Source organism: Photobacterium sp. DNB23_23_1, assembly GCF_052873815.1.
On the sequence record NZ_JBNNXT010000053.1, the window covers coordinates 18799 to 34315 of the forward strand.

A 15517-nucleotide genomic window follows, 5' to 3' on the forward strand; every position below is an offset into this window, starting at 1 on the left:
GCGTGCCTCTCTTAGCGAATTGCCGCTACAGATTGATGACGCAAATACCCTTCGAATGTCGCCTTACTGTTTACGCCGCCTCCGCAACCACTCTGGTTACAGGCACCATAGTGCAAACCATACTCAAACACGTTGTGGGCATTAATCCAGCTGTTACCGGCAACCAATTCCGCCGCAATACGTTGTGCCTTATCGATATCAGTGGTCCAAACGCTATTAGAAAGTCCATAAGGATTACGGTTTGCCCGTTCAACAACTTCATCTTCATTTTCAAACTTGAGCAAGAAAGCCACTGGACCAAAGATCTCTTCCTGCGCCCAAGGATTATCATCAGTACCCGCGAGTAATGTTGGCTGAATGAAGTACCCTTTATCCAACGTCCTTTCCATCAAACGTTGTCCGCCCGTTACAATTTCAGCCCCATGCGCTTGCGCTTCTGCAATACATTGCAGCACCTTAGCCATCTGTTTATGGGTACACATCGGCCCCATTTCACTGCTTGCTTCCAGACCATTCCCAACCACAATGGCTTCCAGCTTTGCTTTGGCCTTGGTGATAAACTCATCATAAATTGACTCATGGATGTACCAACGTGACGCGGTACAGCACACCTGACCTGCATTCAATGAAATGGCTCCGCACAAGCCCTCAACGGCATGGTCTATATCAGCATCTTGGCATATAACGGCAGCCCCTTTTCCACCTAGTTCAAGCTTGGAAGGAACCAAATTGCGTCCACATACCTCACCAATATGACGGCCGACTTCCGTTGAACCGGTAAAAGACATCAACTTTACTTTCGGGTGGCTTGTTAAGGCCTCACCAACGACACTGCCTTTACCGGGAAGGATATTCACCGTACCAGCAGGGAACCCAGCTTCCTCTACCAATTTTGCCAAATACAGCGTCGATAATGGCGTTTCCGATGCGGGCTTGATAACCACCGTATTTCCCGCAGCCAATGCAGGAGCTATACCCCAAGCACACAAGGTTAAGGGAAAGTTCCACGGGAAAATAAAGCCTGCAACGCCATAGGGGCGTTTGATGGTTTTGCTGTCGGTGACCGATAAACCAAGATCCACATCGTAGATAGCTTCTTCAGCAACCCCGGCATAATAATCAAAACACTGCGCGGCAAACGGCACATCAAAGCCAATTGCTGCAGCTACAGGCTTACCCACATCAACACATTCCAGATCAGCCAGCACTTGGCTGTCCCTTTCAATTAACTGAGCGAGCTTTCTCAATTTTTCACTACGAAACGCGACTTCTGACTTACTCCAAACGGGAAAAGCCGCTTCTGCTGCCAATACGGCCAGATTGGTCGCTTCAGCATCGGCAAGACACACATCGGCAATATTTGCCCCTGTTGCCGGGTTTTCAACGGTTATAGCCTGATCAGACTGAATCCATTGACCATTACTATAAAATGGCAGCTGAGCCGGTTCTAAAAAACCGAGAGTTTTAGGGTGTAGGGTTTGGATGGTCATCATTAACACTCCTGTGTCTTTATTATTTGTCTATCTGTAGTAAGCAGAATTCATTACATTGCATTCAGACCTAAAAACGAAATATCCAGTGTATGGATATGCTGCTCTATCATTTCGATTAATTGCGATTCGGCCGTAATAGATCGGCCATAACTTTCAGGGATAAAGTAAGTATTAATACAAACAAATGAGACTGAGCCTTTTGCTGCTAACTCATAATACGTTGGCTTATTTAACATTCGAGGATTTTCTAAACTCCAGCCATAGCCTTTGCATGAGCCGCCAATAGAACACTCAAGACCTAAGGCATAGTTTCGGTCAATGCCACCAGGGTAATCAGCCCAAGGTGTACTATCCCTTCCCCCGCTATGTATCCAGTAGTTCATAAATGATGGAGAAATTTGATTTTCCAACTGATGAAGTGGAATTACGCTGATATATACTAAATTAAAGTAAGGGTTATAACAGGCACTCCATAGCCATTGCTTATTGGTCGAAATACCACTGATAAATTCCGCATGACCGTTATAGCCAGGCATCAGAGATAAATCACTTTTGCCACCATTATTAATCGGTATTGCAGACATGGAGTCAAATCTTGCCCCATGCTTTAAGGTTGACGTCGCATCGAACTCTGTCCCCTTAGGACAAACTTGATATTGCTGACAGTTATCTAATATCCAACACCCGCGCTCTACAAAAGGCGCACCTAATGTTGTATGCCAAGCTAAATTGATAGGTACGGCATAATCATTGCTGTTTTCTACCGTCATTACCATATAATGGCTACTGTCACCATCACGCAGGTAATCAGTCTTTTGATAATGTAATTGCTCAAATTCTCCACTCAAAGACCAAGTCGCTTTGGCGTATTCAACACCATCTAATTCCACTAACCTTGCCGAGGTCAGTGACCAATCACTATTTGCCGTATCCCCATGCGTTGGAATGTTTTCTGTTCCCGGGCCAAATGCAGGCGCACAAGGAAATGCCCCTGCAGCCTGACGTAAAAGCTCAACATTCCAATACGCCATTTCTTCTGGATCCTTGTTATTTAACCGACCAGAAAAAGGTGCCTTAAAATGTGGAAGCCAATGGGCATTCAACCAATATTCCCCCTCCAACGTTGTCATCTTATGAGAAAACTCTGGGGTCATGCCACCAAACGCCTGGACAAATAAACGGGTATCTTGGTTTTTGAGCCACACTCCGTCCTGGCCCAGGTATTGGCCAATTTCAATATACATAAATGACTCCTAATAGGGCTGAGGCTATTTACAACCTCAACCCTAAAGACGAACTACGTTTATTGTGCAATCCCAAGAGGTGAGAAAATGATATATAGGACGACAACACCAACGCAGATAACGAGTGAGAAACGTTTAGCATGTTTCCATGGCGCAAGCTCAACCACCTCTGCTTTCTTTTCTTCCGTTGCTTTTTCTTGCGGGAAGAAATAGCCAATCATAATCATTAATCCCGCGACCGCGACAAAAAGGATCCCGGTCAGGTGGAGGAAGTGAATATCAGGCTGAAAGACAAAACTGGTTAATGCATATGCCAACATAAAGACAACAATACCAATATTGGCCGCCATTGCGGGTACTTTACGGGTTACTAATCCAACGACTATTACGGTAAACATTGGGGCCATATAAAAGCTATTAATAGTTTGGAAGTATTGGAAGAAACCTTCTGGCGCATAGAAAATAAATGGCGCTACAAATATCGCAAACAATCCGACAACAGCACCAAAACGCTTACCAGTACGTACTAAGTCACGATCATTTGCTTTGGGATTAATGAGCGGTTTATAAACATTTAATGTAAATAATGTCGATGTACTATGAAGTACACTATTAAATGAACTTAAAATAGCACCAAATAAAACTGCAGCAAAAAATCCAACCATCGGCGTCGGCAGCACTTCTCTGACTAACATAGGGTAAGCCACTTCACCGTTTGGTAGATCTGGACCAAACATGGCATAAGCAATAATCCCTGGAATCAATAGGAAAAATGGCCCTAATAATTTCAACATACCCGCCCAAAGTACCCCCTTTTGACCTTCAGCCAAATTTTTAGCACCCAATGCGCGTTGAATAATCGACTGGTTAGTCCCCCAATAAAACAAATTGAGGATCAGCATACCGGTAAAAAATGTTGAAAATGGTACAGGGTCATCCTTACCGCCAATAGCATTAAGCTTTTCGGGGTGCTCAGTCATTAAGTGCTGGAAGCCAGCAACAACGCTACCATCACCCAGTGCCGACAGGCCGAATAATGGAATCAATACCACACCACCAATTAACAGACCAATGCCATTGAAAGTATCGGAATAAGCAATCGCCTTTAGCCCGCCAAATACCGCATACGCAGCGCCGACAAGGCCAATGGACACCACCATGATCCAAATACCGCCCCAGTAAGAAACATCAAATATTCCTGAAACATCAAATATGCCCCCCAATGCAACCGAACCGGTATAAAGTATTGGCGGCAATAGATTCAGTACATATCCAAAAAGGAAAAGGAAAGTACAAAAATACATGGTACTTTTACCGAACCTTTGTTCTATAAATTCAGGGATCGTTGTTACCCCACCACTGAGATACTTTGGCAGTAAATACAGTGCGACAACAACTAGTGTTAGTGCAGCACAAACCTCCCACGCCATTGGTGTCATATTTGCTGTATAACCTTGTGCATTCAAACCCACTAATTGTTCAGTTGAAAGGTTTGTCAGCATAAGGGATGAAGCGATTAATACCCCTGTTAGCCCCCGCCCAGCGAGAAAATAAGAGTTTGCCGATTCTTGTTCTTTTTCTTTTCTTCTAACCTTGTACCAAGACCCTAACGCCACGGCTCCCGTTACCAAGGCAAATGAGATTGGAATAATCATAATTCGTCCTTTTTTCACGTTATTGGAAGCTAAATATTTTTAATGGCAATATTTAGCCATGACCGCATCCTTCATCAGTTACGCTTATTATATTTTTTGTTGTAATATTTGGTGCTTATTTTTTATTTATTTTGCGCTATACAGAATGTGACGGGTTGACCATTTCATAATATTTATCAACCTCACTCTGAATTTTCGGCAATATTTTGCTAATAGTGATCGGGGGGTATGCATCCACACCATCGAGTTGAATCTGTCTACCCAGGTTTTGCATATAAGCAGTATGTATCGCTGTACCTACATTTATTTTTGTTATACCGAACCCAATCGCACGACGAATATCTTCCTGCGGTATACCTGTACCGCCATGCAAGACTAAAGGCGCCCCCACTGCCTCGTGAATCTGCTGCAAACGTTCGAAATTTATTTCTGGTTTCCCTTCATAATGCCCATGGGCAGTACCAATACCAACAGCGATCATATCGACCTGGGTTTCCCTTGCCAGACGGACAACATCGTCAACGGCAGCTAAATAATCATCATCCGTCATACCGCGACCGCGAATTTTTCCTATTTCAGCTTCGACTACGGTCCCTTTTGCATGGGCATAATTTACCACTTTTATGGTTTTCTCAATGTTCCCCTCAAGCGGCAATGCTGAGCCATCAATCATCACCGAATCAAAACCAACATCGACTGCATGCATACACATCTCGACATCATCGCAGTGGTCAAGGTGAAGATAAATTGGAATTGAGTAGCGTGTTTTCATCGTTGCTACAATGGCCTGAATTAAATCAAGACCCAATACCTCCACCACCTTGGTGTAAGCCATCAACATAACAGGCAAATTTCTTTCCTGCGCTGCCTGGCAAATGGCTTGAACATCCCACACATCATTAAAGTTATAACCAATTAAGCACTTACCAGTTTGATGGTATTCTGCCAGCAACTCAGATAGCGTTTTCATATTCTTTCCTTGTGATATCAATTTGCTCAAAACTTCTAATGGCGCCACTCGAACCATATTGCTGGACAACCTTGGCACCTGCTCGGTTTGCCACTTTAACGGCATCTTCCAACTGATATCCTCTCGATATTGCCGATAGGAAACCACTCACAAAACCATCACCAGCTCCTGTGGTATCAACCACCGTCTCGACATATTCCCCTTTAACCCAATATGTTAAGTCGCCATCATTGACATATGCCCCTTTGGCGCCAGCTTTAATCACTACATTTTCGACACCGCGTGCGATGAAAAAAGCCGCACAATCTTCTATCGATAAATAACCAGTAATTTTCTGCGCTTCATTTAAGGTTGGTAAAAAATACGTTAGGGAGGGAAGCACTGGCGCTATTTTATCCAACCACTGCTCATCAGCATTCCAGCCCACATCCAAAGACGTTATTTTTCCCTGTTGCTTAGCGGTATAAAACAGTTCATTTAAGCCGCTATTTTCTAGAGCAGGTAGCAGATAAAAACCGCTGACGTGAAGCATGTTGTGACTGAGAATGTTAGTAACATCTATATCAGCCATGGTCATTTCATCAATAGCACCACCGTTATAAAGAAACACCCGTTCGCCATCTTGCTTAACTAAAGCAACCGCTGTTGCCGTCTGATAAAGCTTCGACATTTTGACCGAACCTTCTACCCCTTTCGCCTGATACACCTCTTGAAGATATCGACCGAACATATCGTCACCCAGCATAGAGTGCAGGCTGACCGGTGTTCGCATGGCCGCCAAATTAAGGGCAACATTCGCGGCATCACCGCCTGGTTTTACCTGTACGTTATCGACCAAAGTAACATCTGACTCAAAGCTGAAGGCATTTACCGGCCCCACAATGACATCCGCAACAGCCATGCCTAAACACGCAATACTTTTCATGACTAACCTCCAAAACCACAACTGGAGCCAGAATTAGAAACCTCTATGGCTTCAACGCCTAACCAATAATTCAGCACTTGAAGCTCTTTAAGAAAATGACCGCGCCCTACAATCCAATGGTGATCTAGCCCTTTATCCATGATGGTGCCGACAATCTGGGCCGCCGTATAACCCGATGGAACCACCTCCCCGTATGTACCTCGGAACTTCATATCTGAAGGAACAATTTCACCTTCAAAGGCCAGAACGCTATCAATAGAAGGGGCTTGGTATTTAGCAATCGTGACAGGGCCTGGCTTGACTAAGAATTCAAACAGCATTCCCCACGCTGTATCTTCATCATAGTTCTCTAAAATCCCGTGTTTACGGCATTCATAGCCCGTACTTGGGTTTCGCAAGCATGTTGCCGCCGAACCGTTATGCCATACGCCAAGCCGCTCTCCATCAGCTGACAAATAAGAAATATCGGATAGCATGGGAATTGAATCAGAAGCCGAGTCACCATCAAGTAACTCCTTGAATAACAACATAGTGATCATCGCGCCGGAATCGGCTTCATCCGCAACAACCATACCTTGGTCATTCATTAGTGCCATCGCACCATCACCAGCCACTTGAAAATGATCAAACAACTCAGGCCAATTTTTGAAGCTCACACCTACATACTCACCTTCGCGCGCCATCACCATCAATGCCAGCGACAGGCGAATAGTATCTATGATTTGTTTATCAGGCACATTGTTGAACTTACAGTCTTTATTAGAGATGATCTGCCGCTTAATTTCTGCGATATCCTCCTCGCGAAACTCCCCCATCCTAGAGGTTATATCCACCAAGTTGACCCGATCAAAGCCCAGTTCCAGCTTCTTCATTATCTCTATTTCGTTGATTTCACAGTCATAGAACCCGGGTACACGGCTTGCCCCTGCGATCAGCGCTTTACGACCACGAAGGTAACCAAGCGCCCGGCAAACACGAGTAAAAGCTTGAAGCTCATGCTTTACCTTCGGGTCTTGGGGTTGGCAGAACTGCCACTGAAACTTAACGCCTAGCGAGTTGAGAATCCCTAAAACGAAATTTTGCGAACATAAACGGTTAGCTTGTAAGTTCAAGCCATTACCCATAGGCTCAGGCATCGACAAACTGAATATAGGCGTTTGGTGTTTGGCTAACCATGTACCTAGTTGCGACGCGACTTCCCCAGTAGTATAAGCGGAATGGCATAAAACGATTCCGTCTAACCCACCATGTGCAGCATCATCTAAAAACGCTTTTAATTCACGGTGATCTTGAAACGGTTCTTTCGCGACAATAAGATCGTAGTTGTCTTGTGGCAGCATCTCGCGTACTACCTCAGCCACATTGGCGGTTGTTTCTTTCGCCAACTGCCAGTTAAAGTGAATTTCAATCGCAACTGAAATAAAAGCAATTCGAGACTTACTACGCTCTTTTTCTTTAGGGATTAAGGTTGAGATAAATTCAGCTGCAACGCCATTAAGAGTGATTTCTTTATTTTCCATGGTGTATCTCCACATCCGCTATGCAAATAATCATATCGCTGGAAACACAGAGAATCTTCGCAAAAATTTGCTGAAAATAGCCAAATATTAGCATTAGGAAAAATCGTGAAATGGATCACTACCGCTCGAAAATGGTACAGATTACAATTCAAACAACACAATTTAGTCTGTTTGGAGAGAAGTTTGAAAGCCACTGCTGAAAACGTCAATCGCATGGATCGTTCATTTACTGCTTATGAATTTCAATCCAACGACTTTGAACACCCCTACCACTTCCACCATGAAACTGAATTGGTGTTCATCACCAAAGGGAGTGGTATTGTGTTGATAGGAAATACCGCCACCTCATTTGAGGTCGGAGATATATTTTTCATTGGCTCTGACATCCCCCATCGCTTCCATTCAGAGACAAAAACCAGTCCCCCCCCCCTCAGTTCTTATATTCTACAATTTAATCCGAGTTGCTTCGGATCTCTGTTCACCAAAACGCCCGAACTCATGCGAATTGCTCGTATGATTAGTCACACCAGACATGGATTAGTAATAAGAAAAGCCCCCAAACAATTATTTCTCGACATGGAATCACTAATAAACTCATCAGGTGTTAATTCAATAATCCAACTCCTAAAACTACTTGCAGAAGTAGATAAGAGCACCCAACTGGAATTTATCTCAGCCCAACTAAATTCAGACATAGAGATCCAGACCACCACCAAAATTCACGCTTCTGTTGAGTGGATAAACAAAAACTTCCACCGAGAAATAAACCTAGAAGAACTCGCTCTTCGGACCAACATGAACAAAAATGCTTTTTGCCGAGCATTCAAGTCACAGACTGGCAATTCGCCCATGAATTTCATCAATAATATCCGGGTCGAAGCGGCATCTACGCTGCTATTAGAAAGTCACCAAGGTATTGCAGACATCGGATTTACGGTAGGTTTTCCAACGGTTTCAAGCTTCAATCGTAACTTCAAGCAATTAAAGGGCGTATCTCCGGGCATGTACCGAAAGATGACATCGGTATTTACGGCAAACTAAATAACGTATTCCCATCAAACGAAATACAAAGCCGGTTCCAGAATGAGTGGATACCGGCTTTTCCAATAAAAAAAGTCGCTCTTTACGGCAAGGTATGCATCGCCCGATTCCAACGGTTCTGGAAAGCAATTAACCAGCGGGGCGGTGATTTTCCCGTGCCTGCCGGTTCCAGTTTATCGTGGGCTAGTGTTACGTTGGCCAGCATAATTTCTTGCTCGGGTTCAACATCCACCATCAACACATGGCGACCCGATTTGAGCACCTTCTTAAAACGCCTAAACTGATAATGGAGCTCTTGGAAGCCAAACAGTCCCCCTTCCCACGTAATAAACCCCAGCATAATTATTGCCAACATAATGAAAGGCAACCAACCTACGCTATCCACCACGCCAGTAACATAAGCAAAAAACAGAACAACAACAGCCACCACAATCCCGATAACTGCCCCAATTTCAGTGGAGTGGATAACATCATTACGCATGAAAGATTTGACCGGATGAAGATGTTTATGGCTGGCAACTTCGGCATCATTGTCGGTGAGCACATGAATTTGAGACGGGCCAAGCCCACTCAGCTCTAACTCATATTCCACCAGCTCAAGGTCGTCTAAGTCGTCGCTAATGTAAAAGACCCGCACCATAGTGGCCTCCTAACGTTTCAATTCGACGGGGTTGTCATTAAATTTTAAACCATCTTTCTAATAAGGGATGGCTATTAGGGATAGTATTCAGACATATGGCTGATGGGGGGAGATGTTATGTTTAAGCCGCAGCGTAGTGATAAAAACAAAAACAAAGAGTCGTAACCAATAGCTCCTTTCGTTCACCTCTCGCGATTAGTTAATATAGCGGTACACATCTAGCCCGTTCGTATCGATATCGGTCTCTTTAGCACTAACAATGTCTGCCAGCAGTGGCTCAAACAGAGTATTGCCAGCAAATAAAAAGGCTCCGAACGGACGTCCGAAGCCTTGTTTTTACAGATTACCGACTAGCTTTAAACAGATTCAAGTTCAGCCGCCACTTTGGGAGCGGCACTCTTTTTCAATGCCCAGCCAATCACATAAATGGTAATGGCACAGAGCAAGAACATCACCCGTCCCCACAATGGATTTGGAATCACCATCATTGCCAGCAAACCATAGCTCATGTACATGACCATAGATCCCAGCTTGTTGCGCTGCTCGGCATCGATAGCATCGTACTCGACATCTGAAATAATCGGTGTTTCAACATCTTTGAAGAACTTATCCGTTTCTTCTCTGTGAATATCTTTCTCTTTACTGTAGAGCAAAGAGGTACTGATAAAGAAGCCAGCAGTAATGAACAAGTGCGCTGCAATTGTTGCTGCAATACGGAGTTCACTCGCTTCACGGCGCGTCAGTTCTTCAATACCAAACCAACTTGCAATGACATCAGCCGTAATGACATTGGTCATCAGGTATGAAACAAACATACCGACAATAACGGTTACCCATGGTGCCCAACGAGGTGTGCGCTTGAACAGCATACCAAAGAACAATGGCACTAACAGTGGGACCTGAACCATCGTTGATACCGACATCATCAATTCAAATAGGCTCATCTCTTTCAGTGAACTAAAGAACAAGGCCACAAAGATAACGAATACACCGCTGACTAAGCTAATAACTTTACCAAGCTTTAGCAGTTGACTGTCGCTGGTTCCTTTTTTAGCAAACATTGGCTGGAATATACTGCGAACAAAGATCCCTGAATTACGGTTAAGTGCAGAGTCCATTGAAGACATCGTCGCGGCAAATAAGCCAGCGAGCAGCAACCCCACAGTACCAATTGGCATCGCATTTTTAGCAAAGACGAGGTACACCGCATCAGCAGCTTTACCACCTAGCTGCGGGTACATTTCAGCAGCGTCAGGATAGAGAATGGCCGCAGCCCAAGGTGGGATAAACCACACAATACTCCCCACACCCATCAGTACCATAGCAAGCAAGGCTGCCTTTCTCGCGTTATCAGTATCTTTGGCATTCAAGAAGCGATAGGAGTCCTGCATATTGTTGATACTTTGGAGCTGTTTGACCAAAAAGAAGACAAACGCACAGACCAACAGAAGCGGATAGTTCATATCCGGCCCCATCACAAAGCCACTCGGGAACTCAGTAACGATTGTTGTTGGCCCACCAACCGCGATAAGGGCAACAATCGCACAGGCGACAGAGACAACCGCAACCACAAGGGTCTGAATGAAGTCAGATGCAACGACACCCCAGGCCCCAGAGATAACAGAGACAATCAGTACAGCTAAGCCTGTCGCAATAATGGTGGTATTCAAATCAGTATTAAATACTGCACTGGCAAAAACACCAAGGGCATTAAGCCACACACCGGCATTAATAAAGCTAAATACAATCAACGCCCAAGAGAAGAACTGTTCGTTCTGATGGCCAAAACGGCGACGAATACCTTCTGTTGGTGTATCGACTCTCATCTGACGGAAACGATGCGAGAAGTACAAGTAGCCACAAAAATACGCAACGGCGTTGGCAATAAATACCAAGGTGACGGCAAACCCATCAGTAAAGGCTTTACCTGCAGCGCCAGTGAACGTCCATGCCGAAAACTGTGTCATGAATGCGGTGGAACCAACCATCCACCACAGCATCTTGCCTCCCCCACGAAAATAATCACTGGTAGAGCGGTTAGCCATTTTTTTAAAAGCAAATCCAATTCCAACTATCAGAGAGAAATAGCCGAAAATCACTAAATATTCGTAAACCATACACCGATTCCTTCACCGAGATTAAACGAGTTCGCTTACATCAACCCAACGATCATTCTTTCTAATCAAATCAATGATTAGTTGATACTGACAGCCATCCTTGAAAGTCTGGTAAGGGTCAACCTCAATGCCGCTCACATCTTTTACAAGCTGCGTGGCAAGGTGGGTCCAGCTACGCTGGGTGTCACACTTAATATCAGGCAGTTGCTCGTTGATCTCGTTTGGCAATGTGACTTCTTGCCATTCTCCTCCCTGCCAAAGGTATAACGGACCATCGCCGTAATGACCTTTGATGTAAATCGACCCTTTGGTGCCATGAAATACGATATGATCGTCATTGAAGCGAGGTGTTAAACCACCATGCTTGAACAGCACGGATACCGGTTGCGCCGCTGGAATACGGCTCTCGATTTGCGCCAATACCGTGTAAGACCACTCAACATCACAGTCTCGCCACTCCAGTTCAGGATCGTTGATATCCTCCGGAATAAAGTTGCGACGCTCGGTAAAGTTATGCACGCCTTCAACAACGGGGGCCTTGGGCATGTCATTGCGCACTTCACCACTAATTGACAGGATATTTTCACCCACGACATCAGTCACAATCGACAGCAGGTGAGTGAAGTTGTTATTTAAACGACCGCCACCGGCTTCTGTACGGTGCGACCAACCGAAGGGAATATGGCGATCCAAATTAAAATGAGAAATACATTCCACTTCGGTTGGCTCGCCAATCGCCCCAGCTGCCACCAATTGCTTGGCATGCATGATCTCAGGCATGTAGCGGAAGCTTGAAGCAAAAGCCGTTTTCACTCCCTTTTCTTCCGCCAAGCGGTAAACTTCCAGCGCGGTTTCACCACTCTCTGTCAGTGGCTTGTCACAAAAAATATGACAGCCAAACTGAATTGCAGCCTTGATCGCCTCAACGTGCGCACCACCTGGGGTGGCAATAGAAACGATATCCGGCTTGCAAAGCTCAAGGGCCAAGGCCCAGTCTGTGCCAGAATATGGAATACCCATTTTTTCAGCGACTTCAGTCACCACATGCTCAGTACGACCAACAATACCCACAACCTCTGCGCCTGCATCACGAAATGCCTGTGCATGCCCTTGTCCGGCAAAGCCTGTACCAAATACCAATACTTTTTTCATCTTCTACTCCAATAAAATCCGTCTAATTATTAATGAGGCTTACCAGTGCCAAAGGGTGCCGTCTTCTAAGCGGCTAACAGGTAGGTATGAGCGCTTGTATTCGTATTTTTCCGCTTCCTGCTCATCAAATTCGACACCTAAGCCTGCTGCATCACTGACCAGAATCATGCCATTTTCAAGCTTCATATCATGTTTAAAGATTGCCTGGCTCTGCTCATTGCCAAAGCCAACAAATTCTTGAATACCAAAGTTATGGGTAGAAACATTAAGGTGCATATGAGCGGCAAAACAAATCGGAGACAAATCTGGAGCGCCGTGAGGGGCAGTACGCACATTGTAAACAGCAGCAAAGTCCGCAATTTTCTTCATGCCAGTGATACCACCCGCGTGTGTTGCCGCAGTGCGGATATAATCAATCAACTGGTTTTGCAGTAAATCCTTGCAATCCCAAATGGTGTTATACGTTTCGCCAAGAGCAAGAGGAGTCGTCGTGTGGTGGCGGATCAGCTTGTAGTTTTCTTGGTTTTCAGCAATTGATGCGTCCTCCAAGAACAACAGGTTATAAGGTTCAAGCATCTTGCCCAGTTTAGCTGACTCGATTGGAGTTAGGCGGCTGTGCGTATCATGCAGGAATTCTGCCTTATCTCCAAAACGCTCTTTTGCTTGTGCAAACAGTTCAGGAACCAGTTTGAAGTATTTGCTTGTTGACCACTCTTGTTCCGGTGGCAACGGGCGGTTGCCCTGCAAGTCAAAATAGTCTTTTTTATCACCCAACACCCCATATGTTTCTTTTAGGCCAGGGATAGCCGATTGCAGTCGAACAGCTTTAAAGCCTTGCTCAATAAGCTGCTCTGTTTTATCGAGTGTATCTTCGATGGTTTCACCATTGGCGTGGGCATATAGCCTTACGCCATCACGGCATTTGCCACCTAACAATTGATAAACAGGAAGGCCTGCGACTTTACCCTTAATATCCCATAGCGCCATATCAATCGCTGCGATTGCTGCCATGGTTATTGGGCCTCGACGCCAGTAAACACCCATGTAGAGATACTGCCAGATATCTTCAATATTGTGTGCATCACGGCCAATAAGACATGGCTTTACGTGCTCTTCCAAATAAGCCGCCACAGCCATCTCACGGCCATTTACCGTTGCATCACCGAGTCCGTATACCCCCTCATCGGTAATGACCTTAACGGTAACGAAGTTGCGGCCTGGGTTGGTTACAAATACTTTGACGTCTTCAATTTTCATGACAGTTCTCACTTAACATTCTGAGTAAACCGATTTGGTAAATCGGTTTGGTAAATCGGTTTACTTGTTATCTTCTCGATCCACGGATAGAATGTCAATGATCTGATTTGATGTAGTTAACAGTTTAAAAAACCAATATGAAAAAAGTTAGAATTGTTGATGTTGCAACACATGCCGGCGTTTCAAAAAGCACGGTATCTCAATATCTAAATGGCCGCTTTGGCCACATGTCTGCCGAGACCAAGCAAAAGATCAAATCTTCGATCGAGGATCTGAACTATGTACCCAACCCGATTGCACGCAGTTTGAAAGTAGAAAAAACTAAAACTATTGGCGTTGTAGTGCGAGATATTGCCGGTTATAACACCAGCCGCGTGCTGCGAGGAGTTGATGATTACTGCAAGAAACATGATTACAACGTACTCATTTATAACAGCGACTTCGATGCTGAAGCCGAAAAACGTGCTCTGATCTCACTAAAACAAATGTGTGTTGACGGTATTATCATCACCTCATCAGGCTTGAATTCCGATCTTATCAACGAGTTTATGCGCGCAGGCATGCCTGTCGTACAGTTTCAACTGGAATACCCTGGCTGCCAAAGCCATGTGGTCCTCTCTGACTATCAAGATGCGGCTTTCGTAGCGACAGAACATCTGATCCAGCTTGGACACAAGCGTATCTGTTTTATGGCGCAAGCGTTTAATGAGAGCCGCTCACGTCAAGCTCGCTATCAAGGTTATCTTGACGCGATGAGTATGCACGGACTGGAAGCCTACTCGGATCATTTGCAGTTCTGGGATCGTGAAAAAGGGTTTGAGAACAATCCGGTTGATCTTATCCAAGGCTCAGGATCTCCAACAGCGATCTTTTCCCAGCACTTGGCGATCACAACAGATCTGCTAAAAGAACTGAATGCAGCTGATATTAACATTCCGCAACAAGTCTCTATCTTAGGCTTTGATGAGATCCCGATGGTCGAGTTATTTAAAGTGCCCGTTACGGTGATCAGGCAAGATGCTTATCAAATCGGTACCGCAACCGCAAAACTCTCAATTGAAGCCATTCTAGGCCATCACGATAGCCTGCAACGTGTCATCGTACCGAGTACTCTAGTCAAAAGGGATTCATGTCTGAAGTTATAAAAATATGTAGATTGTCGAGCTTGCATTAGAATTGACTCAGTACCCTTCATATTGCACCAAAACGGTTACCATCCAATACACGGTAAGTGACAAATGGCACTTACCATCGTCTCGGCGACTTCTCAATAATAGCAACAAAAACATCGGCGAAAATGAGTTTACGAAGATACCATGTAAGCAGTGAAAAGTAGCCGCCTAAGCGGCTACTAAAGCCGGTGATCACGCTCATATCGCTGGGTAGTTCACTATATTATCTGTAAATTGATCCAATCATTTTAATTGGTCGCGGTAGGAATGGCAGTTACCTGCCACCCCCCGCGCAGATCCGGACGTGCGCTACTAACGCATCCGGCTCCTA

General features: G+C 44.9%; 12 protein-coding genes. 2 read left to right on the forward strand and 10 right to left on the reverse strand.

Going from position 1 to position 15517, the window contains the following annotated elements; translation table 11 throughout:
• Positions 1–11: 11 nt before the first annotated feature.
• The 6 genes from ACVA53_RS22550 to ACVA53_RS22575 form a co-directional block, all read right to left on the reverse strand.
• On the reverse strand, positions 12–1493 hold the full coding sequence (locus tag ACVA53_RS22550) for an aldehyde dehydrogenase family protein (RefSeq protein WP_446506318.1): 1482 nt from the start codon (positions 1491–1493) through the stop codon (positions 12–14).
• 50 nt (positions 1494–1543) lie between these two features.
• Positions 1544–2737 carry a hypothetical protein gene (locus tag ACVA53_RS22555; protein WP_446506319.1) on the reverse strand — a complete coding sequence of 398 codons (1194 nt, stop codon included), beginning with the start codon at positions 2735–2737 and terminating at the stop codon, positions 1544–1546.
• 59 nt (positions 2738–2796) lie between these two features.
• Entirely contained in the window at positions 2797–4392 is a 1596-nt protein-coding gene (locus ACVA53_RS22560; protein ID WP_446506320.1) for a solute:sodium symporter family transporter, read from the reverse strand.
• A gap of 136 nt (positions 4393–4528) precedes the next feature.
• Positions 4529–5362, reverse strand: coding sequence for a class II fructose-bisphosphate aldolase (locus ACVA53_RS22565; protein ID WP_446506321.1), 834 nt, complete (start codon positions 5360–5362; stop codon positions 4529–4531).
• A complete protein-coding gene (locus ACVA53_RS22570) occupies positions 5346–6287 on the reverse strand; it encodes a carbohydrate kinase family protein (RefSeq protein ID WP_446506322.1) in 942 nt (313 codons plus the stop codon). Before ACVA53_RS22570 ends, ACVA53_RS22565 begins: the two co-directional genes overlap by 17 nt.
• A gap of 2 nt (positions 6288–6289) precedes the next feature.
• Positions 6290–7807 (reverse strand): L-fucose/L-arabinose isomerase family protein, encoded by a 1518-nt coding sequence (locus tag ACVA53_RS22575; RefSeq protein WP_446506323.1) that lies wholly within the window; start codon positions 7805–7807, stop codon positions 6290–6292.
• Positions 7808–7912: 105 nt separating this feature from the next.
• Here ACVA53_RS22575 and ACVA53_RS22580 point away from each other — a divergent pair, with 105 nt between their 5' ends.
• On the forward strand, positions 7913–8848 hold the full coding sequence (locus ACVA53_RS22580; protein WP_446506324.1) for a helix-turn-helix domain-containing protein: 936 nt from the start codon (positions 7913–7915) through the stop codon (positions 8846–8848).
• Between the two features lie 82 nt (positions 8849–8930).
• Here ACVA53_RS22580 and ACVA53_RS22585 read toward each other — a convergent pair whose 3' ends face one another.
• From ACVA53_RS22585 to manD, 4 genes are all read right to left on the reverse strand, one after another.
• Positions 8931–9488 (reverse strand): NAD/FAD-utilizing enzyme, encoded by a 558-nt coding sequence (locus tag ACVA53_RS22585; RefSeq protein ID WP_446506325.1) that lies wholly within the window; start codon positions 9486–9488, stop codon positions 8931–8933.
• A 356-nt stretch (positions 9489–9844) separates the two neighbouring features.
• Positions 9845–11605, reverse strand: a complete 1761-nt coding sequence (locus tag ACVA53_RS22590; protein WP_446506326.1) for a sodium:solute symporter family transporter — start codon at positions 11603–11605, stop codon at positions 9845–9847.
• A 21-nt stretch (positions 11606–11626) separates the two neighbouring features.
• On the reverse strand, positions 11627–12757 hold the full coding sequence (locus ACVA53_RS22595) for a Gfo/Idh/MocA family protein (RefSeq protein WP_446506327.1): 1131 nt from the start codon (positions 12755–12757) through the stop codon (positions 11627–11629).
• Positions 12758–12796: 39 nt separating this feature from the next.
• Complete coding sequence (gene manD, locus ACVA53_RS22600) at positions 12797–14014, reverse strand: D-mannonate dehydratase ManD (protein WP_446506328.1); 1218 nt, start codon at positions 14012–14014, stop codon at positions 12797–12799.
• A 137-nt stretch (positions 14015–14151) separates the two neighbouring features.
• Between manD and ACVA53_RS22605 the strand changes: the two genes are divergently transcribed.
• Positions 14152–15159 (forward strand): LacI family DNA-binding transcriptional regulator, encoded by a 1008-nt coding sequence (locus ACVA53_RS22605; RefSeq protein ID WP_446506329.1) that lies wholly within the window; start codon positions 14152–14154, stop codon positions 15157–15159.
• The last annotated feature ends 358 nt before the right edge of the window (positions 15160–15517 follow it).